The following is a 19513-nucleotide window of genomic DNA, read 5'->3' on the forward strand; positions in this document are numbered from 1 at the left end:
CGTGACGACCACAAGATCGCCCCTCAAGGATGAGCCGGGATGGGCGACACATACGCCATTTCCGAATTTCGGTAAAGGGGAATATTTTTGACAAGAGGGGTTGACGCCGTCGTGGCTGTTTCGGCCGCGAGGCCCCTCGATCAGGAATTTTACGGTTTGGTAACCATACGAGCCTTGCTCGAAGGATTAATGCAAATCACACGCCGCCGGTGTCTCCGCCGTAACGACCCTGCTATAGAGCGTAGATCCGGCTCCATCGACCATCCCGAGCCATCTGTTTTCTTGGTTGCGTATGAACAGACCTAGCAACACATTCGACATCGCCATCGAGCAGGGATTCGACTTCCTGTCGCCGGACTACGCAGAGCTCTTTGACAACTCGGCGGCCACCGCGTTCCAGCATCCGCTCTGGCTCGACACCCTCTACACCAGGCTCGCGTCTCATGCGGGCGCAACTCCTCTGGTTGTCGTGGTCCGCCACCGCGCGACGGGCGCCCTTGCGATGGTGCTGCCCTTGCTGCGGATCCGGCGCGGCCCGATACGGACCGTCGAATTCGCCGACCTCCGCGTTTCCGACTATCTGGCGCCGGTGTGCAGCCCGCAGGTATTTTCCGAGCTGCTCAAGGACGAGAGTGCGTGCGCAGAGCTCCGGTGCCTCGTCCGCCCGTTCGATCTGCTCCGGATGACCAAGCTGCCGGACGGACGGCTTCCGATCGAGAACCTTCTGGCTGCGCCCCGCCGCATAGCGATGGAGACCAATGCCTACGCCACCGTTCTCGTCGCGCCGTTCGAGCAATGGCGCGCCAGTGCGTTGGATCGTTCCTACCAGAAGGAGCTCGCAAAGAAAGCCCGGCAGCTCCAGAAGAAGGGGGACTTGAGTTTTTCATCCTGCAGCGACAGCGCCTCCGTCATCGAGGTGCTGGATGTCATGAGGAAATTTCGCGGGCCGCGCTTTCAGGCACATGGCGACGGCGATCTGCTCCAGCGCGCCGAATATTACGGCTTCTATTCTGACGTGGCGCACCGCGGCCTCGGCTCCTTTGTCCGGCTCTATGCGATGAAGATGAACGGCGAGGTAATCGCGGCCGTGCTCGGACTCTGCCATCAAGGCAGCTTCCTCGTGATCATGGGCGCCTTCGACATTGCCGGATACAAAAGCCAGTCCTTGGGCGCACTGATGTTCGAGCAGGTGGCGAAGGATTGCATCGAGCGCGGGGATCGGATGCTCGATTTCACCATCGGCGACGAGCCCTACAAGAAGCAGTTCGGCGCGCAGCCTTCGCCGATGTGGACGGTCACGCAGGCCGGCAGCACCGTGGGCGCCATTTCCTTGTTCGCGCTGAAACAGGCTCCCTGGCTCAAACTGGCCGCCAAGCGAATGTCGGAATTCAGGTTCCTGCCGACCCGAACTTCAACGCCCACGCGCTGACCGGTGCGAGGCGCCGACAGGTGCGACTCTCAGGCGCGTAGCGCGCTTCGAACATGTGCAAGCCAGCCCGGCCGCATCTGATCGACCCGGTGGGTGATCCTGCGTCGCAGGAAGTGCAGCCGCCGCCGCACGTCCCAGCCGATATCGTTGCGGGACGTCAGGGCCTGCCGGAAGTGCGCCATCTTCAGTGATTGCTGGTCCGCCGCGACCTTGTCGGGATCAGAATAGAATTCCGAAATCTTGTCCCGGCTCATGCCCTCGGTCACTAGCCAACGCGGCGCATATTCGGTGCAGAGGCGGTCGACGTCGACCAGCAGGCGGGCAACGCCCGTGCCGGCGGCAGGGCAATTGGTCTGGAACGCATCGCCGATGAGAACGACGCCGGGCTGGAGATGTCCTTCCACGACCGACAGGTCCATCACCCAATTCTGCACCCGGTCGGTCACGTGGAAGTCGCCGAGGTAAGGCCGCAATCCGGGCAGCAGGCGCAGAACCGTCGCTTCCGGTTCGCGACGCAGCTCGCGCATGATCGGATCGGTCGGGTCGCGGAACATGAAGAGATTTGCCCGCATGCCGGCACGCACGGGAAACAGGCTGAGATAGTCGATGCCATCCGCCGTGCGCTCGCCGTAACAGGTCAGCGCCTCGAAGTCGAACGGCGCATCATCCCGGCGGGCGATCGTGAAGCCGAACGAGACCGAATGGCGCTCCGCCAGCACGCGCCGCTTGATGCCGAGCTTGTAGCCGAGAACGCCCGCCATGCCCGTGGCCAGCACGACGAGGCGCGCAGTTATACGCCGTCCGGACGCAAGCTCGACATGCTGAGCATCGTCGCTGCATTTGACGGCCGTGACCTCGTCGACGATCAGGCTCGACGGATCAGGCAATTGACTGCGCGCCATGGCGACGAGATCCGCATATGGAAGTCCGTAAGCCCGGCCGACGCTGACATCGACCACCTTGCCTTCCCTGATATTGAGCACCTGGTCATATCTGCAGGCTACCTTGTCGAGCGCGTCGAGGAAGCCCAGCTTGCGCAACATCTCCAGCTGATGGCCGCCGATTTTCTCGACCCGGAACTCGTCCGGATGGATCGCGCGCTTGTCGACGAGAGCGACACGATGCCCCGACCGCGCGAGCACGGCCGCCGCGAGCGAGCCCGCGAGGCCGCCGCCAACGATCGCGATGTCGGCGACGATCGTCAAAGGGCCGGCTGCGGCAATCGGCTCGGTCACGTTGCTATCCGCCGTCATGGTCCAGGCTCCCACGGTCAACGATGATTACCCGTGCAATTCTCTCGCCTGATCTCGCATCGCGGGACCAAACGCGATCATTTCTCGATATCTCGGTTAATGCAGCGGAGACCTGCCCGGCCCGATGAGATCCGGCACGCGCCTTGCTCGGGATGACCAATCCCGGCGAGCCAATCCGCATTCCAGCGGCCCGTCTCGCCTCATTGGCCGTCGATGCGGCGCCATGCCGCCACGCGATCGGGCCGCACTTTGCTCTATCTGGGACAATGGGGTCAGCGCTGTTCCATAGTGAAGCAACAGGCATGGCCGCGAGGTCGCCGCGGCCGGCAGGATCATGGAGGCCGTCCATTAACACTCGCGGTTTTTCGGCATGCTAGGCTGTCGCAGGTAATCGGAAAGTGTCTCTTCAGGGAAAGTTGCCTCGTTAAGTTTTCATGATCGAATCCATCGTCCAGTTCATGCGGCGCGACGTGACGCGCGGTGTTGCCGGAACCATCCTTCTCAAGGTTGGCAGCGGCGCGCTTGCGTTCGCATTGTTCTCGCTTGCGGCACGAACGATGTCGCCCGATGGGTTCGGCATCTTTGCGACCTGGCTTTCGGTAGCCCAGATGGCGGCGGTCGTCGGACTGGTGGGCCAGGAATCGCTGCTGGTGCGATTCCTGAACGAGTATCGGGTGGGAAATCAGCCCGATCTCACCAAAGGCGTGCTGCTGTCGAGCCTCAAAATTTCCTCCGTCGCGATGTTGATTGCGATCGGCGCAATCGCGATCGGCGCGAACATCAAAGGCGCCTCGTGGCTGCTGGTTCTCGCGGTGTCGGCCTACACTGCCGTGAATGCGGGACTGATGCTTGGCAGCCAGATCGCACGCTCTCTGGTCAGCATTCTCATGGGCGAAGGAAACAGGGAGTTCTTCTGGCGCGTCAGCGTCGTGCTGTTCCTGCTCGCAATCATGTTCGGCCATCGCCAGCTCGATCCCGCCGAATTGATCGCTGTGATGACGATCGCCATGTCGGTCGGACTGATTGCACAGATCATCGCGATTGCGCGAGTTCTGCCGGATTTCCGCGGCACGGCGGCGGGGTCCGAGACGTCGCGCTGGAGATCGAGCGCGCTTCATTTCTGGGCCGCATCCATCCTCGAAGCCGCGAACCAGTATTTCGACGTCATTCTGGTCTACTGGATGCTGGACCCGGCAACCGCCGGAATTTACTTTGCCGCTTCGCGCCTGGCCAACATCTTCGCCATGCTGTCGGCCGCACTGTACAGTTTTGGCGCACGTCGGCTCCCGTCGCTGTACTTCAGCAAGAATCATCGGGAATTCGAGCGAACGTTGCGGCTCATGGCGGAAGTGACCGCGGTGTGCGTGGTCAGCGGACTTCTCCTGATCTGGGTTGGAGGTCCCCATCTGCTCAACCTGTTCGGGCCGCATTTCGCTGCGCAGCACTGGGTCTTGATCGTGCTCGCGATCGGAACGGCGTTCCAGGCGGCGGGCGGTCCGTCTGCGGCGATCTTGCAGCTGACCGGCTATGAGCGCGAGTATGTCCCCGTGATCGCCGGGAACGTAGCGCTGCGGCTGGTGGGATTTCTCGTCCTCATTCCCTGGCTCGGCGTTCTTGGCGCCGCGATCTCGGCCACTGTGTCGCTCGCGCTCGCGACCATCGCCCTCAACATCCTCTGTCGCCGGCGAACCGGGGTCGATCCTTCGATTCTGGGCCTCTTGCGCTTCTCGGCATCCAAGCCTAGCGCCTACGCGGTCCGTGGTGCTGACTCCGGCGAATAGAGCGTCAGGACATGTCGCCCGTGTCCCGCATGAAGGAGAGCGCACCGGCAGCCGTCAGCGCACCGGCAGAGTCGCTTTCGCACGCTCTCAGTGGGCCCGCTCCAACCCAAATATCGATGGTTAATCGGCGGCTACCCGCGTCCTCTTCACTCCGTCGGAAACGAGCGGAATTCCCTCGTGAACGACGCCCTTGCGGCAGGGCACGCATTAACTCCGTTTCTTGCTAGTCGGTGTCCGCGCGATGCCCGCATGGTAGATACGGAGTTAAGAAGGTGAAAAATTCGTTTCTCTAATGGGTCGGGATCCGTGCTCCATTATCAGCCAAGCAAGGCGTTGGGCGAGACGACTGCGACAGCACTCCCGCCGGCCAACGGTAGCGGACGAAAGCTGCACGTGCTTCTCGTGCAGACCCAGGCCGAGAACGCCGGTGCGCAGGAGATCTCGCGCCTGCTTGGCGCCGGGCTGACCGCCCGCGGCTATCGCGTCACCAATCTGTTCTTCTTCCGCAAGTCGGATTCGTTCGATGAGCCGCCCGACACGATCTACTGCGCGTCGAGCCGGCCGGGAAATCCGCTGGCGCTGCTGCAAATGCTGTGGACGCTCGGCAGCCATATCAGGGCTACCAGGCCCGACGCCGTTCTGACGTTTCAGCACTTCGGCAATGTCATCGGCGCCGGCGTGGCGCGCCTGATCTGCCGCGCGCCTGTCATCGCCAATCAGGTTTCATCCGCGCTGTCGATGAGCTGGCCGGTCCGGATGGCCGACATCGTCATGGGCACCCTCGGCTTCTTCGACCGCATCACGCTCAACTCGCTGGACATGCAGCGCGAGTATTCGCGCTACCCCAGGGCCTATCGCGCGCGCATGGTGCACGTCCCGCACGGCTTCGACGACAAGGCCCTCACCCTGACGAAGCAAGCCGCGCGACAGAAATTCAACCTGCCGCCGGATCGCACCCTGCTCGGCTGCGCAGCAAGATTGCACCCGCACAAGCGGCTCGACGCGGCGATACGTCTGTTGCCGGATCAACCCTCCTGGCACCTCGCACTGGCCGGCCAGGGAGCCGACGAGGCCCGGCTGCGGCAGTTGGCGGATGAACTGAAAGTATCGGACAGGCTGCATCTGCTCGGCGAAATCACCCCGCGCCAGATGGCGGAGTTTCTCGCCGCTCTCGACGTGTTCGTATTTCCGACGCAGGCGGAGACCTTCGGCCTGGCCGCTGTCGAGGCCGCAAACGCCGGCGTTCCCTCGGTCGTCACCGATCTCCCGGTCTTGCGCGAGGTCTTGTCCGTCGAAGGAAAACCGACAGCGCTGTTCGTCGATGCCTCCGATCATGCCAAGCTGTCGGCCGCCGTCTCCAGGCTCCTGACGGACCAACGACTGAGCGACGAGCTGCGACAAAACGCCAAAGGTCTGAAGCTGCGCTATTCAGTGGACGCCATGGTGGAGGAATACGTTCGAATTCTCGGCCAGGTCATTTGATCGGGACGCATTGAAACGGGTTGGCTCGGCATGACCATCGAGTTTCGCTGTGAAATTGAGCATGCGCGGCGGTGGATGGGCCGCGAGACGCTGTCGATCGACGACCGGGATGTACCGGTCCAGATCGCGTGGACGGCAACGGCGGAGCGGCGGCCGACGGGTCTCGACATGCTGTTTGAGCTGGAACGTTTGGTGTTGCACAAGGGCAAGCACAGCGGCACCGACAGGCTGAACGTCAGTCGGGACCGGATGCAGGCTCGCGCCGGCACGCCAGACGTGATCGTCGATTTCACAGGTGCCGCGCGGGATCCGAACTGCTCGGCCCGGCAGTATCTCCGCCCGCTGTTCAATGGCGCCGCAGGCGAAAGCGCAGTCCTTGCCGCCATTCTCGCCGGCGATCTTCCGGTGATCGAAATCATCGACGAGGTCGACGGCGCAGTCCTCGATCGCGGCCACCCTTCCGGAGAAGTTGCAGCCGGCTTGAGCGGCGCGCTCGAAACGGTCGTGGCGCGAACCCTGACGATGGTGGCAGCCATCCTGTCGGGACGACCGCGCATCGTGCCGCAGCTGGCACGCCCCGCCCTAATTGGTAACGGCCGCCTGCCGGCTGCGTATGTCGCGCGCGGCCTCGCCGTATCGATCGCCAAGGAGATCTATCGCCTCTGCTGCTATGCCCCGCATTGGCATGTCGGATGGCGTTTCAATGATGGTGCCGGCGTCTGGCAGACTGGAGATCTGTCAGGGCCTCGCTGGAACGTCCTTGCCGATCCTGGAAACCACTTCTACGCCGATCCTTTTCCCATCAAATGGCAAGGAAGAACATTCGTCTTCTTTGAAGATCTCGATCACCGGGTTGGAAAAGGAATCATTTCGGCAATCGAGTTCGACGACGCCGGCCCGGTTGGAGCTGTCGTCCCCGTTCTGGAGGAGCCCTGGCACCTCTCCTATCCGTTCCTGATCGAGGACGACGGCGCGTTGTGGATGATCCCGGAGAGCTCGACCAATGGGGACGTCGCCATCTACAAATGCGTTCGGTTTCCGGACAAATGGGAGCGGCACGCGACGCTGCTTTCGGGCGTCGAGCTGGCCGATGCCACGATCACGCGACACAACGGCCTGAATTATCTGTTCGGAGCCTGGCGCGACGGCACCGGCGGCTATTCGGATTCGCTGGCGATCTATTACGCAGAGCACCTCATGGGCCCGTGGTTGCCGCATGCCAGCAACCCGGTCCTGATCGACCGCGCGAGCGCGCGGCCGGCAGGGAATTTCGTCACCATCAATGAGCGATTGTGGCGACCGGTCCAGGATTGTGCCGAGGGATACGGCGCAGCGCTCGCCCTGGCGGAAATCGTCGAACTGTCACCGACGACGTTCAAGCAGATCGTCCGTCACTCCCTGCGGCCCGGACCGGCATGGCCCGGCAGGAAGTTGCACACCTTGAACCGCTGCGGCCGGCTCGAGGTGATCGACGGATCGCGTGTCCAACCCAAGACACGTGCTTTCGGAGGCAAATTTCCATCGGCCGTTTTGTCGCCGCGAACCAGTCCCTCTACCGCCAGCTAGCGCGGATGGCTGAATTCGAAAATGTCGCTCACTTCGCCGCGTCGATCCAGATCCCCGGCAGCGAATGCTCGCGAATGTGGCTGACCAGGAAGTCGGAAAAGACCCTGATCTTGGCGGGCAGTCCGGCACGGTTCTGGTAAGCGATGTTCATCGTGAGCAGTGGCAGCTCCCACTCCATCAGAACGGGGACGAGGCGGCCCGCCGCGATATCGCTTTGCACGATGTAGAGCGGCTGGATGAGAATGCCGAGCCCCGCCAGTGCAGCGCCGCGGATGACCTGGCCGTCATTGCTGTCGAGCGTCGGCGTGATGCGAACAGTCTGCGCGCCGTTGCCTTTGCGCAGGCGCAGCGAATAGGGATCGTTGGCGAGATTGTAGACCAGCATGTTGTGACGCGCGAGATCGACCGGCTGCTCCGGCTCGCCGCAGCTTGCGAGATATGACGGCGAAGCAGCGAGCACCCGCCGCATCTGGCCGATGCGGCGGACGATGATGTTCGAATCCGGCTCCTGCTCGCGCGTCCTGATCGCCACGTCGATGCCGGCCTCGATGAAATCGGAGTACCGGTTGGCGGTGGTGATCTGCATATTGAGCTTCGGATAGCGCGCGCGGAAGGCCGGCAGCATCGGCGCCAGATAGATCACCGCAAAGGACAGCGAACTCGTGACCCGCAGCGTGCCCTGCGGCGACAGCGCGCGATCGCTGACGATGTCCTCGGCCTCCGCCAATTCGCTCAAGACGCGACTGGAGCGCTCCAGCAGTTCCTGCCCCGCCTCCGTCAACCACAGCCGACGAGTGTTGCGCTCGATCAGCCGCACCGCAAGGCGCTCCTCGAGCGCGCTGAGATGGCGGCTCGCGGCAGCATTCGACATGCGCAGGGCTTCGGCAGCTTTGGACAGGCTGCCGAGCTCGGCCGTCTTGGCGAACACTTCCAACTGGAGCAGGCGGTCCATTTTTTCGCAAATAGGAAAAGAGACTTACGATTATTGACCTTTATTTCCGTATCCCGCAAGTCAAGATAGCCAGAACACAAGCAAGATGGCAGGCGAGGAAACAGGGAAATGTCGGGCCCGATCAGGCACATCGTGATGTGGCGGCTGCGCGGGGAGACGCTCGCGGAGCGTTCCGCCGCCCGGGTCAAGGTCAAGTCCCTGTTTGAGGGGCTGCGCGGCCGGATCGACGGCCTCACCCATATCGAGGTCGGCCTCGATGTCAGCGATGTCGACTACGCCTGCGACGTCGTTCTGTTCTCCGAATTCACGGACCACGCTGCGCTCCAGGCCTATGCCACCCACCCGGAACATTTGCGCGTGCGCGAGGCGCTGGGCGACTTGCGGATCGGACGCTTCCAGGTCGATTATCCCATCAAAGAGACCGGCGCATGATCGGTACGTTCACTTTTGAAAACCTGCCCTGCCGCGTCGTGTTCGGCAGCGGAGCGTTGGCTAGCGCCAAGACTGAGGTCGAGCGGCTCGGTGGCAAGCGCGCGCTGGTGCTGACGACGCCGCAGCAGGAGACGCAAGGCAAAAGCCTGGGCGCGGCACTCGGTCCGCTCTACGCCGACATTTTTCCGGGCGCGACCATGCACACGCCGGTCGAGGTCACGGAGCGGGCGCTCGCGGCGATGAAGGCGTGCGAGGCCGACTGCGTCATTTCCCTCGGTGGCGGATCCACGACCGGCCTCGGCAAGGCACTGGCCTTGCGCACCGGAGTCAACCAGCTCTGTATTCCAACCACCTATGCCGGTTCGGAGATGACGCCGATCGTCGGCCAGACCGAGAACGGGCTGAAGACCACGGTACGCGACGCCGCCATCCTGCCTGAGACGGTGATCTACGATGTCGATCTCACTTTGACGCTGCCGGCGAGCCTGGCCGCGACCTCCGGCATCAACGCGATCGCGCATGCGGCCGAAGCGCTCTACGCGCGCGACACCAATCCTGTCACGTCGCTGATGGCGGAAGAAGGCATTCGCGCGTTGGCACGTGCCCTGCCCGCCATCGCCGCCAAGGGCGACGATCGTGAGGCCCGCACCGAAGCACTGTATGGCGCCTGGCTATGCGGCGTCTGCCTTGGCACCGTCGGCATGGCGCTGCATCACAAGCTCTGCCACACGCTCGGCGGCACCTTCGACTTGCCGCATGCCGAGACCCACACCATCGTGCTGCCGCACGCGCTGGCCTACAACGCCCCGGCCGTGCCCAACGCGATGGCGCGGATCTCGCGCGCAATCGGCGCCGCCGATGCATCGCAAGGACTTTTCGAGCTCGCGAAGCGCCTGGGTGCGAAGGTCGCATTGCGCGACATCGGCATGCCCGAAAGCGGCATCGACAAGGCTGCGGATCTCGCGGTGACCAACGCCTACTGGAACCCGCGCCCGCTCGAACGCGACACCATCCGCGACTTGATCGCGCGCGCCTGGGCCGGCGAGCCGCCCGGCGTCACCAAAGCGGTGGCTTGATTCGATGCGGCGTACGCTCATCAAATCCGCGCTCATCATCAGCATGGATGACGCGATCGGCGATTTACCTCGCGGCGACGTGCTGATCGAGGAGAGCCGCATCGTCGACGTGCGTCCATCGATCGACATCGGCGGCGGCGCGACTGAGACCGAGATCGTCGACGGCACCGGCCGCATCGTCATCCCTGGCCTGATCAATGCGCATATGCACACTTGGCAGACGGGCCTGCGCGGCTATGCCGCCAACTGGACGCTGCTGGAATATTTCCGCCGCATGCATGCCGGGCTCGCAACGGTGTTCCGGCCCGAGGACATCTATATCGCGAGCTTGGTGGGCGCGCTGAACCAGATCAACCAAGGCACCACCACGCTGGTCGACTGGTGCCACAACAATCCGACGCCCGATCATACCGACGCCGCGGTGCGCGGCCTGATCGAGAGCGGTATCCGCGCGGCCTTCTTCCACGGCTCGCCCAAGCCCGAGCCGAAACCGGGCAAGCCGCATTTCTCGGAGATCCCGCATCCGCGCCGTGAGGTCGAGCGACTGCTGGCGGGGCCCCTCGCCGACCGGGACGGCCTGGTCACGCTTGGGCTCGCCATCCTCGGCCCGCACTATTCGACGCTCGATGTCGCCATGCATGATTTTCGCATGGCGCGGGAACTGAAGCTGATCGCATCGATGCATCAGGGCGGCGGTCCTGCAAAGACGCCCGGGGGCTGGGAGAATCTGATCGAAGCTGGCGTCGTCGGTGTCGGCATCAACATCGTCCATGGCAACGATCTGCCTGACGATCTCCTGGACCGGATGGTCGCCCTCGGCGTCTCCTTCTCGGTGACGCCGGAGAACGAGATGATCCAGGGCCACGGCTTTCCGATCACCGGACGGCTGCTCAAGCGCGGCGTGCGGCCGACCATCGGCATCGATCTGGAATCCGTGCTGGCCGGCGACCTCTTCTCCGCCGCGCGCGTTGCGCTCTCGATGCAGCGGGCACTCGACAACACCGAGTCGCGCAAGGCCAGCGGCACCATTCCGGCCACGACCACGATCCTCGTCCGCGAGGCGCTGCGCTGGATCACGACGGAAGGCGCCCGCATGCTCGGTCGCGAGGACCAGATCGGCTCGCTGACACCGGGCAAGCTCGCCGACCTCGTCATCATCGATTGCTCCGATCTCAACCTCGTCCCGGTGCACGATCCCGTTTCCACCGTAGTGATGCAGACGAGCCTTGCGAATATTGAGGCCGTGATGATCGGCGGCGTGTGGAAGAAGCGGAATGGACGGCTGCTGGCCGACGGTTTGGAGGCGAAGAAGCAACTGCTCGTACAATCCGGCCGGCGGCTGGTGCACGACATCGAACGACAGGGGCAAGCCGCCTAAGGGCGAAGGACAACAACAATGGCAGACACTTCGAAAAAGATCGCCTTCATCGGGATCGGCAAGATGGGCCTGCCGATGTCGGTACTCATCGCCAAGGCCGGTTACGCCGTCACCGCGTTCGACCGGAGTACCGCACGGCTCGACGAGGCGCGCGCGCAAGGCATTTCGACTGCCGCTTCGCCGGCCGAGGCCGTGAGCGGCAAGGCCGCGATCGTCACGTCGTTGCCCGATGACGCTGCCTTGCGCAGCGCATTGCTCGGTCCCACCGGCCTCATCGCCGCGATCGCTGCCGGATCTGTCCTGATCGAGACCAGCACCGTGAGCGTCGAGGCTTCCGCAGAGGTCGACGTCACCGCACAGGCGCGCGGTGTCTTCTACCTGCGTGCGCCGGTCTCGGGCAATGCCAGCATCGTCCACACCGGCGCGCTCAGCTGCTTCGTCTCGGGGCCGAAGGACGCCTACGAAAACACAAAGCCGCTGCTCGCCGCCTTCACCCGCGCCCAGACCTATCTGGGGCCCAGTGAGGAAGCGCGATATGCGAAGCTTGCGGTTAATTTGATGATCGCGGTGTCAGCCGCCATGATGGCGGAAAGCCTGGCACTGGCGCGCAAGGGCGGCATCGGATGGCAGGACATTCTGAAAGTTCTCGACGACAGCGCCGTGGCCTCACCGATGGTGAAGTACAAAACCGCCCCACTGCGTAACCGCGATTTCGACTCGACCTTCTCCTGCAGGCAGATGGCCAAGGATCTCGACTTGATCCTGGGCGCCGGCCACGCCGTCGGCGTGCCGCTTCAGCTCGCCGCCCAAGTGCGCGAGACCTATGGCTCGCTGGTCGCGCAGGGCGACGGCGACGCCGACTTCATCGCGACCGTCAAGCACATCGAGCGGCTGTCCGGCCTCGGCGAGCCCAAACTCTGAGTCACAGAGGCATCTATGCGCAATTTCAACGAGAACACGATCACCGACGCGGTGCTGCAGCGGATCGCGGGCGCAACCGATCCGCGGATCAAGCAGGTCAGCGAAGCGCTGGTGCGCCACCTTCATGCCTTTGTCCGCGAGGTGCGACCGACCCAGAAGGAATGGGAATACGGCATCGACTTCCTGACCCGCACCGGTCACATGTGCGACGACAAGCGCCAGGAGTTCATCTTGCTGTCGGACGCGCTCGGCGTATCCATGCTGGTCGACGCGATCAACCATCCGGTGCCGGAAGGCGCGACCGAAACCACGGTGCTCGGTCCGTTCTTCGTGCAGGCGTCGCCCGAGAAGAGCAACGGCGAGGACATCTCCGGTCCCAAGAAGGGCGATCCGATGATCGTCACCGGCTCGGTGTCGACCGTCGACGGACGGCCGCTCGCCGGCGCCGTCGTGGACGTCTGGCATTCCGACGATGACGGTTATTACGACGTGCAGCAGCTCGACAAGATCGGCGACCTTGCGATGCGGGCGCGCTTCCACGCCGACCAGAATGGCCGCTTCAATTTCTGGTCGATCAAGCCGGCTGCCTATCCGATCCCGCATGACGGCACGGTCGGCGACATGCTGGAGGTTCAGGGCCGCCATCCCTGGCGCCCGGCGCACGTGCATTTCATGATCTCGGCGCCCGGCTTCGAGCAACTGGTGACCCATGTGTTCGTGGCCGGCGACCAGTATCTCGACAGCGACGTGGTGTTCGGCGTCAAGGACAGCCTGATCCGCGAATTTGTGCGGTGCCCGCCTGGCCGTGCGCCGGATGGTCGCATGGTGGACACCGAGTATTATCATCTCAACTATGATTTCGGCCTGAAGCAGGTCGCTAGCAGCGCACGAGCCGCTTAAGCTGAACGACGGCGGACCAGACAAGGGTCCGACAACAAGGCAGACAGGGAGCAAGGATGGGACCGCGGGTCAGCACGAGCATATTGGCCGATCGCCTCGCAGGCATGATCGGCCCGCGCGCGAGCGTCGCGCGTGGCGTGCTCGATCAGCATGGGCAGAGCGAGTCGCATTATCGCAACCTGCCGCCCGACATCGTCGTCTTCCCTGAAACCACGCAGGAAGTCGCGGAGATCGTCAAGCTGTGCGCGGGCGCGAATATGCCCATCGTGCCGTTCGGCGCCGGGACCTCGCTCGAAGGCAATGCGGCCGCGGTCGCGGGCGGCGTCTGCTTCGACTTCGCACGCATGAACAAGGTGCTGATGGTGCACGAGAGCGACATGGACGTCGTCGTGCAGCCCGGCATCACGCGAAAGCAGCTCAATGCGGAGCTGCGCGGCACCGGACTTTTCTTTCCGATCGATCCCGGCGCCGACGCTTCGATCGGCGGCATGACGTCCACGCGTGCTTCCGGCACCATGGCGGTGCGCTACGGCACCATGAAGGACAATGTCATGGCGCTGGAGGTGGTACTGGCCGACGGCCGCGTGATCCGGACCGCCCGGCGCGCGCGCAAGTCAGCCGCCGGCTACGACCTGACGCGGATGTTCGTCGGTGCCGAGGGCACCCTCGGACTGATCACCGAGGTCACGCTGAAAGTGCATCCCGTGCCGCAGGCGATCTCGGCCGCGGTTTGCAGCTTCGACACCCTGCACAACGCCGTAGACAGCGCGATATCCATGATCCAGTCCGCGATCCCCGTGGCGCGTATCGAGCTGCTCGACGACGTCATGATGCGCGGCATCAACGCCTATGCGAAGCTCGGCTATCGCGAAGCCCCGACCCTGTTCTTCGAATTCCATGGTTCCGAGACCTCCGTCGCCGAGCAGGCCGAAGCCGCACAGGCCATTGCCGCCGACCATGGCGGAGATGGCTTTGCATGGGCCAAGGCGCCGGAGGACCGCAGCCGACTCTGGCACGCCCGCGACAACACGCTCTATGCGGGCCTGGGCCTGCGCCCCGGCGCGCGCGCCGTGATCACCGATGTCTGCGTGCCGATCTCGCGGCTGGCGGAATGCCTCACGGAGACCCGGCGCGACGCAGACGAGCATGGCTTTATCGCCCCTATCGTCGGCCATGTCGGGGACGGCAATTTCCACATGCTGATCCTGATTGATCCGGCAAGACCCGAGGAAGCCGAAGGTGCCAAGGCGCTCCAGGCCCGCATGGTCGCCCGCGCGATTGCCCTGGACGGCACCTGCACCGGCGAGCACGGCATCGGGCTCGGCAAGATTGACTATCTCACCGATGAGCTCGGCGAGGCCGTCGATGTGATGCGATCGATCAAGACCGCGCTCGACCCAGACGGACTGATGAATCCCGGAAAGATCTTTGCAAGCGGAGCGCAGGCATGAGCACCGCCGCACTGGCCGTCGAGCCCTCCTCGCCTGTCCCGCTCCTTGAGCTGCGCAGCATCAGCAAGGAGTTTCCCGGCGTCAAGGCGTTGGATGACGTGTCCTTTGCCGTCTTCCCCGGCGAAGTCCACATGCTATTAGGGGAGAACGGCGCCGGCAAGTCGAGCCTGATGAAGGTGCTGTGCGGGGCCTACCGCGCCGATGCCGGCGAGTTCTACTTCAAGGGCGAGAAGGTCGCTATCAATTCGGCCGCGGACGCGCAGAAGCTCGGCATTGCCGTGATCTTCCAGGAATTCTCCCTCGTCCCTCATCTCGATATCGCCCAGAACATCTTCCTTGGCCGCGAGCCGAAGGGCCGCATCCCCGGCACGATCGACCGCCGCAGGATTTTGGCCGACGCCGCGCGCGTGCTCGGTACGATCGGCTTCGAGATCGATCCCTCCACCATCGTCGACAAGCTGGGGGTGGCGCAGCAGCAGATGGTCGAGATCGCGAAAGCGATCAGCCAGAACGCCCGGATCCTCGTGATGGACGAGCCGACCGCGGCGCTGTCCGATCGCGAGACCGAGCTGCTGTTCGCGCTGATCGCGCGGCTGAAGGCCGACGGCGTCTCCATCGTCTACATCTCGCACCGCATGGCGGAGGTGTTCGCGCTCGGCGACCGCATCACGGTGCTGCGTGACGGCCGCCGCATCGACGGCGTCAAACCCGCCGACGTCACGCCGGACCAGCTCGTCCGCATGATGGTCGGTCGCAACGTCGACATGACCTATCCGCGCAATTTTGCCGACAAGCCCGGCGAAGTGCTGCTGGAGGTCAAGGGCCTGAGCGCCACCACCGGAATCTCGGACATCAACATCGAGGTGCGCCGCGGCGAGATCGTCGGCCTGTGTGGGCTGGTCGGCTCCGGTCGCAGCGAGGTCGCGCGCGCGATCTTCGGCGCCGATCCCGTGACATCAGGCGAGATCATCTTCGACGGCAAGACTATCTCCGGCGAACCCGACCTCGCCGCCCGCCGCGGCATTGCGCTGATCCCGGAGAGCCGCAAGAGCGAGGGCCTCGCGCTGTTGCGATCGGTGGGGGACAATCTGGTGGTGTCGGCGCTGCGAAAGCTGTTCCCGAGCGGTCTGTTCGACCAGCGCCGGGCACAGCGCACGTCCGACGGACTGATCCGTCAGTTGCGCATTGCGACGCCCAGCGCGCGCCAGACCGTCGGCCTGCTTTCCGGCGGCAATCAGCAGAAGGTCGTGATCGGCAAGTGGCTCGCCGCCGGCTCGAAACTTTTCATCTTCGACGAGCCGACCCGGGGCATCGACATCGGTGCCAAGGCCGAAATCTTCGCCCTCATCGACCGCCTTGTCGCGGAGGGTGCGGCGGCGCTGCTGATCTCATCCGAACAGGTCGAGATCTGCCATGTCTGCGACCGCGCCTATGTGATGCGCGAAGGACGCATCGCCGGGCACCTCGCGCGCAACGAGCTGACAGAGGAGAACATCGTGCGACTGGGGATGCATCATGCGTGAGGCCGCGGTCGTTTCGCGATCCAATCCATTGCAACGCATTCCTGGCGTTGCCATCGTGCTGGTGCTGCTGGTCGCGCTGTTCAGCACGATCGCGCCCGGCTTCCTGTCCGTCGCCAACCTCTCCAATGTGCTGGTACAGTCGACGATCCTGACCATGCTCGCGCTGCCGATGACCTTGATCATCATGACCGAGGGGCTGGACCTGTCGATGGGCGCGGTGCTGACGCTGACCTCGCTCTGCGTCGCCATCGTCTCGCTCGCCACCCACTCGATGTTGCTCGGCCTCGGCGCCGGGCTCATCGTCGGCGCGGCCTTCGGCTTCGCAAACGGCTGGCTGGTTGCCATCGTGGGCATCCCGCCGTTCGTTGCGACCTTGGGCACGCTCGGCATGGCGCAAGGCCTGTCGCTAATCGTCAGCGACGGTCAGAGCGTGGTCGGCATCCCCCACAGCGTGCGCGACATCTATTCGGCGACGCTTCTCGGCGTGCCCGTGCCGATCGTGATGGCACTCGTCACCTATGCGGCCTTTCACGGCCTGCTCTATCATACCCGCTTCGGCACCTATATCTTCGCGCTCGGCGGCAACCGCGAGGCACTGCGCTATGCCGGCCTGTCACCCAACCGGCTGCTGATCGCGGTCTATGCGATCGGCGGCGCCATGGCCGGCATCGCCGGCCTGCTGATGACGGCGCGGATGAATTCAGGTCACCCGACCGCCGGCCTCGGTCTCGAATTCGATGCGATTGCGGCCGTCGCCGTCGGCGGCACGTCGTTCGAGCGCGGCAATGGCTGGCTGCTCGGCACGCTGCTCGGCGTGCTCTCGGTCGGCGTGCTGCGCAACGGGCTGAACCTGATCTCGCTGCCATCCTCGGTGCAGGTCGCGAGCGTGGGCGTCCTCGTCATCGTTGCCCTCTTTCTTGACGGCCTGCGGAGCCGCGCATGACCGACATCAGCAAAGACGCCATCGCGCCGCCCCGCTCGTTCCTGTCGCAGGATGCGATCCAGGTGTTCTATCGCCTGCTCGCGGCGCTGCTGATCTGTGCGGTGCTCGCCGTGCTCAGCGATTCCTTCCTGAGCCTCGGTAATATCCTCAATGTGCTGAGGCAGGCGAGCCTGACTTTCTTCATCGCTTCGGGCCTGACCCTGGTGGTGCTGACCGCGGGCCTCGATCTCTCCGTCGGCGCCAATGTCGCGCTGTCCGCCTGCATCGCCGGGACCGTGATCCACAAGACCGGCTCGCCGGCGCTCGGCATCCTCACCGGGCTTGCCTGCGGGGGCCTCGTTGGGCTCCTCAACGGCGTCATGGTCACCGCGCTGCGCATCCCCTCCTTCATCGCCACCTACGGCATGCTCTGGGTGCTGAACGGCCTCACCTATTGGTACATGGCGGGCGAAACCCTCCACGGCTTTCCGGCCGGCTTCCGCCAGATCGGCAGCGGCTATCTGTTCGGCCTGCCGATCCCGGTTTATCTGCTGCTGGTGTTCCTCGGCATCGGAACGCTGTTTGCGCAGCGAACGATCTGGGGCCAGGAGATCTATGCAATCGGCGCCAATCCGGTCGCGGCACGGCTCTCCGGCATTCCGGTCGCGCGCCGCCTGCTGCTGGTCTACGCGGTCTCTGGCACCATGGCGGGGCTCGCCTCGATCATCTTCCTGTCGCGGCTGAATTCGGCTGAGGCCGACATCGGCGAAAGCCTGACGCTGCCCGCGATCGCCGCCGTCCTGATCGGCGGCACATCGCTGTTCGGTGGCGTCGGCACCGTGTTCGGCACTTTCATCGGCGCGCTGATCCTGACACTGGTGCTGAACGGCATGAACCTCTTGTCGGTCAGCGCCAACTGGCAGCCGCTGGTTACCGGCATCATCGTCATCCTCGCGGTCTGGCTCGACATGAAGACCCGCCGCCGCGCGCAATGAGTTCTTGAACGACCAACAAGCAAAACGAGGGATGGAGGCAACATGAAACAGAAACTGGGTTATTTGACGCTGCCGCTGCTGATGGCGGCCGTATTCACAACGCAAGCGCGAGCCGACGGCGAGACCATCGCCGTCTTCACCAAGAACCAGACCAACCCGTTCTTCCAGACGGTGCGGGTCGGCGCCGACAACATGGCGAAAACGCTGAACGCCAAGACGCTGCAGTATATCCCGACCAAGCCCGACAGCATTCCCGAGCAGCTCAGCCAGATCGAGGACGTCGTGGTGAAGAAGCCGAGCGCCATCGTCTTCACGCCGGTCGACTACAAGGCGATGGTGCCGGGTGTCGAGAAGATCAACGATGCCAAGATCCCGGTCGTCAACATCACCGACCGCTCGGCCGGCGGCAAATTCCTCTCCTTCGTCGGCGCCGACGATTACAGCCTCGGGCTCGAGACCGCGCGCTTCCTGCTCAAGACGCTGGGCGGCAAGGGCAACATCGTCATCATCGAGGGCGTCAAGGGTTCGCTGACCAATGTCGACCGCGTCCGCGGCTTCAACGACGCGCTGAAGGAGAATGCCGGTGCAAAACTGCTGGCCTCGCAGCCCGGCAATTACCAGCGGCTCCAGGCACTCCAGGTGATGGAGAATCTGATGCAGTCGAACGCGCAGATCGACGGCGTGCTCGCGGCCAACGACGCCATGGCCGTCGGCGCGATCGAGGCGCTCGACGGCGCCAATCGCAAGGCGCAGGTGATCGGCATCAACGGCACCAAGGAAGCGATCGACGCGATCAAGTCCGGCAAGCTGCTCGCGAGCGGCGACTACAACGGATTTTTTCAAGGCTGCCTCGGCACCATGATGGCGATCCGATCCCTGCGCAACCAGCCTGTCATCGCCGAGATCGTGCTGAAGCCGACCGTCATCACCAAGGACAATTACCAGCCGTTCGACGTGCCGCTGGAGCAACGGAGCTGCCCGACTTTCGAGGAAGCCAGCAAGCTCGGCGGCAAGTAACCAAGCGCACCCATCACGACAAGCCCGGACGGCCGCTGTCGCGGCCGTCCCAAGAAAACGAGACATAAACGGAGACCATCATGCTGTTCGCCATTCACGCCCTCGACCGCGACGGCGCGCTGCCGACCCGGCTCGCCCATTACGATGCCCACAAGGCTTTCCTGAGCGACACCTCGCGCTTCGGCGTCAAGATCGTGATGTCGGGGCCGCTGGTTTCCGACGACGGCGAGAGGATGATCGGCAGCCTGTTCCTGATCGAGGCGCCCGGCCGCAGCGACGTCGAAGCCTTCAACCGAGCCGATCCGTTTGCGGCGGCCGGCATCTGGGACAAGGTCACCATCACCGGCTTCCTACGCCGCCAAGGTTGAAGGCGGCTCAACAAAAAACGCGAAAACAACCCCATGCACAGTAGAATGAGGTTGTTTTTACACATGA

17 protein-coding genes are annotated in these 19513 nt (G+C 64.0%); 15 read left to right on the forward strand and 2 right to left on the reverse strand.

Annotated features, from left to right (window positions below; all coding sequences use genetic code 11):
- Window positions 1-292 precede the first annotated feature (292 nt).
- On the forward strand, window positions 293-1429 hold the full coding sequence (locus AC0L2J_RS06390; RefSeq protein ID WP_007608616.1) for a GNAT family N-acetyltransferase: 1137 nt from the start codon (window positions 293-295) through the stop codon (window positions 1427-1429).
- Window positions 1430-1458: 29 nt separating this feature from the next.
- Here the strand turns inward: AC0L2J_RS06390 and AC0L2J_RS06395 are convergent, their stop codons facing one another.
- Window positions 1459-2682, reverse strand: a complete 1224-nt coding sequence (locus AC0L2J_RS06395; protein WP_063992940.1) for an FAD-dependent oxidoreductase — start codon at window positions 2680-2682, stop codon at window positions 1459-1461.
- Between the two features lie 434 nt (window positions 2683-3116).
- Between AC0L2J_RS06395 and AC0L2J_RS06400 the strand changes: the two genes are divergently transcribed.
- From AC0L2J_RS06400 to AC0L2J_RS06410, 3 genes are all read left to right on the forward strand, one after another.
- A complete protein-coding gene (locus tag AC0L2J_RS06400; protein ID WP_007608608.1) occupies window positions 3117-4463 on the forward strand; it encodes a lipopolysaccharide biosynthesis protein in 1347 nt (448 codons plus the stop codon).
- A 306-nt stretch (window positions 4464-4769) separates the two neighbouring features.
- Complete coding sequence (locus AC0L2J_RS06405) at window positions 4770-5945, forward strand: glycosyltransferase family 4 protein (RefSeq protein WP_473387912.1); 1176 nt, start codon at window positions 4770-4772, stop codon at window positions 5943-5945.
- A 30-nt stretch (window positions 5946-5975) separates the two neighbouring features.
- A complete protein-coding gene (locus AC0L2J_RS06410) occupies window positions 5976-7511 on the forward strand; it encodes a glucosamine inositolphosphorylceramide transferase family protein (RefSeq protein WP_473387915.1) in 1536 nt (511 codons plus the stop codon).
- 28 nt (window positions 7512-7539) lie between these two features.
- Here AC0L2J_RS06410 and AC0L2J_RS06415 read toward each other — a convergent pair whose 3' ends face one another.
- A complete protein-coding gene (locus AC0L2J_RS06415) occupies window positions 7540-8463 on the reverse strand; it encodes a LysR substrate-binding domain-containing protein (protein WP_473387916.1) in 924 nt (307 codons plus the stop codon).
- 108 nt (window positions 8464-8571) lie between these two features.
- Between AC0L2J_RS06415 and AC0L2J_RS06420 the strand changes: the two genes are divergently transcribed.
- From AC0L2J_RS06420 to AC0L2J_RS06470, 11 genes are all read left to right on the forward strand, one after another.
- Window positions 8572-8895, forward strand: coding sequence for a Dabb family protein (locus tag AC0L2J_RS06420; RefSeq protein ID WP_063992943.1), 324 nt, complete (start codon window positions 8572-8574; stop codon window positions 8893-8895).
- The gene (locus AC0L2J_RS06425; protein ID WP_473387919.1) at window positions 8892-9971 is read left to right on the forward strand and encodes a maleylacetate reductase; all 1080 of its coding nucleotides are present in this window, start codon (window positions 8892-8894) and stop codon (window positions 9969-9971) included. Before AC0L2J_RS06420 ends, AC0L2J_RS06425 begins: the two co-directional genes overlap by 4 nt.
- A 4-nt stretch (window positions 9972-9975) precedes the next feature.
- On the forward strand, window positions 9976-11349 hold the full coding sequence (locus tag AC0L2J_RS06430; protein ID WP_473387921.1) for an amidohydrolase family protein: 1374 nt from the start codon (window positions 9976-9978) through the stop codon (window positions 11347-11349).
- An 18-nt stretch (window positions 11350-11367) separates the two neighbouring features.
- Window positions 11368-12270 (forward strand): NAD(P)-dependent oxidoreductase, encoded by a 903-nt coding sequence (locus AC0L2J_RS06435; protein ID WP_473387923.1) that lies wholly within the window; start codon window positions 11368-11370, stop codon window positions 12268-12270.
- Between the two features lie 15 nt (window positions 12271-12285).
- Complete coding sequence (locus AC0L2J_RS06440) at window positions 12286-13170, forward strand: intradiol ring-cleavage dioxygenase (protein WP_473387925.1); 885 nt, start codon at window positions 12286-12288, stop codon at window positions 13168-13170.
- 56 nt (window positions 13171-13226) lie between these two features.
- Window positions 13227-14621: an FAD-linked oxidase C-terminal domain-containing protein gene (locus AC0L2J_RS06445; RefSeq protein WP_473387927.1), complete on the forward strand. Its 1395-nt coding sequence runs from the start codon at window positions 13227-13229 to the stop codon at window positions 14619-14621.
- Entirely contained in the window at window positions 14618-16144 is a 1527-nt protein-coding gene (locus AC0L2J_RS06450) for a sugar ABC transporter ATP-binding protein (RefSeq protein WP_473387930.1), read from the forward strand. Before AC0L2J_RS06445 ends, AC0L2J_RS06450 begins: the two co-directional genes overlap by 4 nt.
- Window positions 16137-17087 (forward strand): ABC transporter permease, encoded by a 951-nt coding sequence (locus AC0L2J_RS06455; protein ID WP_473387932.1) that lies wholly within the window; start codon window positions 16137-16139, stop codon window positions 17085-17087. The genes AC0L2J_RS06450 and AC0L2J_RS06455 overlap by 8 nt, the downstream gene beginning before the upstream one ends.
- Window positions 17084-18061 carry an ABC transporter permease gene (locus tag AC0L2J_RS06460; protein WP_473249706.1) on the forward strand — a complete coding sequence of 326 codons (978 nt, stop codon included), beginning with the start codon at window positions 17084-17086 and terminating at the stop codon, window positions 18059-18061. Before AC0L2J_RS06455 ends, AC0L2J_RS06460 begins: the two co-directional genes overlap by 4 nt.
- A 42-nt stretch (window positions 18062-18103) precedes the next feature.
- The gene (locus AC0L2J_RS06465) at window positions 18104-19078 is read left to right on the forward strand and encodes a sugar ABC transporter substrate-binding protein (RefSeq protein WP_063992952.1); all 975 of its coding nucleotides are present in this window, start codon (window positions 18104-18106) and stop codon (window positions 19076-19078) included.
- Between the two features lie 80 nt (window positions 19079-19158).
- Complete coding sequence (locus tag AC0L2J_RS06470; RefSeq protein ID WP_007608578.1) at window positions 19159-19446, forward strand: YciI family protein; 288 nt, start codon at window positions 19159-19161, stop codon at window positions 19444-19446.
- Window positions 19447-19513: the final 67 nt, after the last annotated feature.

This window comes from Bradyrhizobium sp. MV1.5, assembly GCF_055807615.1.

Excerpts from the sequence above, each read along its gene's own strand:
- AC0L2J_RS06395 (WP_063992940.1), bottom strand. The coding sequence starts at position 2,682 with ATGACGGCGGATAGCAACGTGACCGAGCCGATTGCCGCAGCCGGCCCT.
- AC0L2J_RS06390 (WP_007608616.1), top strand. The coding sequence starts at position 293 with ATGAACAGACCTAGCAACACATTCGACATCGCCATCGAGCAGGGATTC.
- AC0L2J_RS06415 (WP_473387916.1), bottom strand. The coding sequence starts at position 8,463 with ATGGACCGCCTGCTCCAGTTGGAAGTGTTCGCCAAGACGGCCGAGCTC.
- AC0L2J_RS06420 (WP_063992943.1), top strand. The coding sequence starts at position 8,572 with ATGTCGGGCCCGATCAGGCACATCGTGATGTGGCGGCTGCGCGGGGAG.
- AC0L2J_RS06470 (WP_007608578.1), top strand. The coding sequence starts at position 19,159 with ATGCTGTTCGCCATTCACGCCCTCGACCGCGACGGCGCGCTGCCGACC.
- AC0L2J_RS06410 (WP_473387915.1), top strand. The coding sequence starts at position 5,976 with ATGACCATCGAGTTTCGCTGTGAAATTGAGCATGCGCGGCGGTGGATG.
- AC0L2J_RS06455 (WP_473387932.1), top strand. The coding sequence starts at position 16,137 with ATGCGTGAGGCCGCGGTCGTTTCGCGATCCAATCCATTGCAACGCATT.
- AC0L2J_RS06430 (WP_473387921.1), top strand. The coding sequence starts at position 9,976 with ATGCGGCGTACGCTCATCAAATCCGCGCTCATCATCAGCATGGATGAC.
- AC0L2J_RS06425 (WP_473387919.1), top strand. The coding sequence starts at position 8,892 with ATGATCGGTACGTTCACTTTTGAAAACCTGCCCTGCCGCGTCGTGTTC.
- AC0L2J_RS06435 (WP_473387923.1), top strand. The coding sequence starts at position 11,368 with ATGGCAGACACTTCGAAAAAGATCGCCTTCATCGGGATCGGCAAGATG.
- AC0L2J_RS06465 (WP_063992952.1), top strand. The coding sequence starts at position 18,104 with ATGAAACAGAAACTGGGTTATTTGACGCTGCCGCTGCTGATGGCGGCC.
- AC0L2J_RS06450 (WP_473387930.1), top strand. The coding sequence starts at position 14,618 with ATGAGCACCGCCGCACTGGCCGTCGAGCCCTCCTCGCCTGTCCCGCTC.
- AC0L2J_RS06400 (WP_007608608.1), top strand. The coding sequence starts at position 3,117 with ATGATCGAATCCATCGTCCAGTTCATGCGGCGCGACGTGACGCGCGGT.
- AC0L2J_RS06460 (WP_473249706.1), top strand. The coding sequence starts at position 17,084 with ATGACCGACATCAGCAAAGACGCCATCGCGCCGCCCCGCTCGTTCCTG.
- AC0L2J_RS06445 (WP_473387927.1), top strand. The coding sequence starts at position 13,227 with ATGGGACCGCGGGTCAGCACGAGCATATTGGCCGATCGCCTCGCAGGC.
- AC0L2J_RS06440 (WP_473387925.1), top strand. The coding sequence starts at position 12,286 with ATGCGCAATTTCAACGAGAACACGATCACCGACGCGGTGCTGCAGCGG.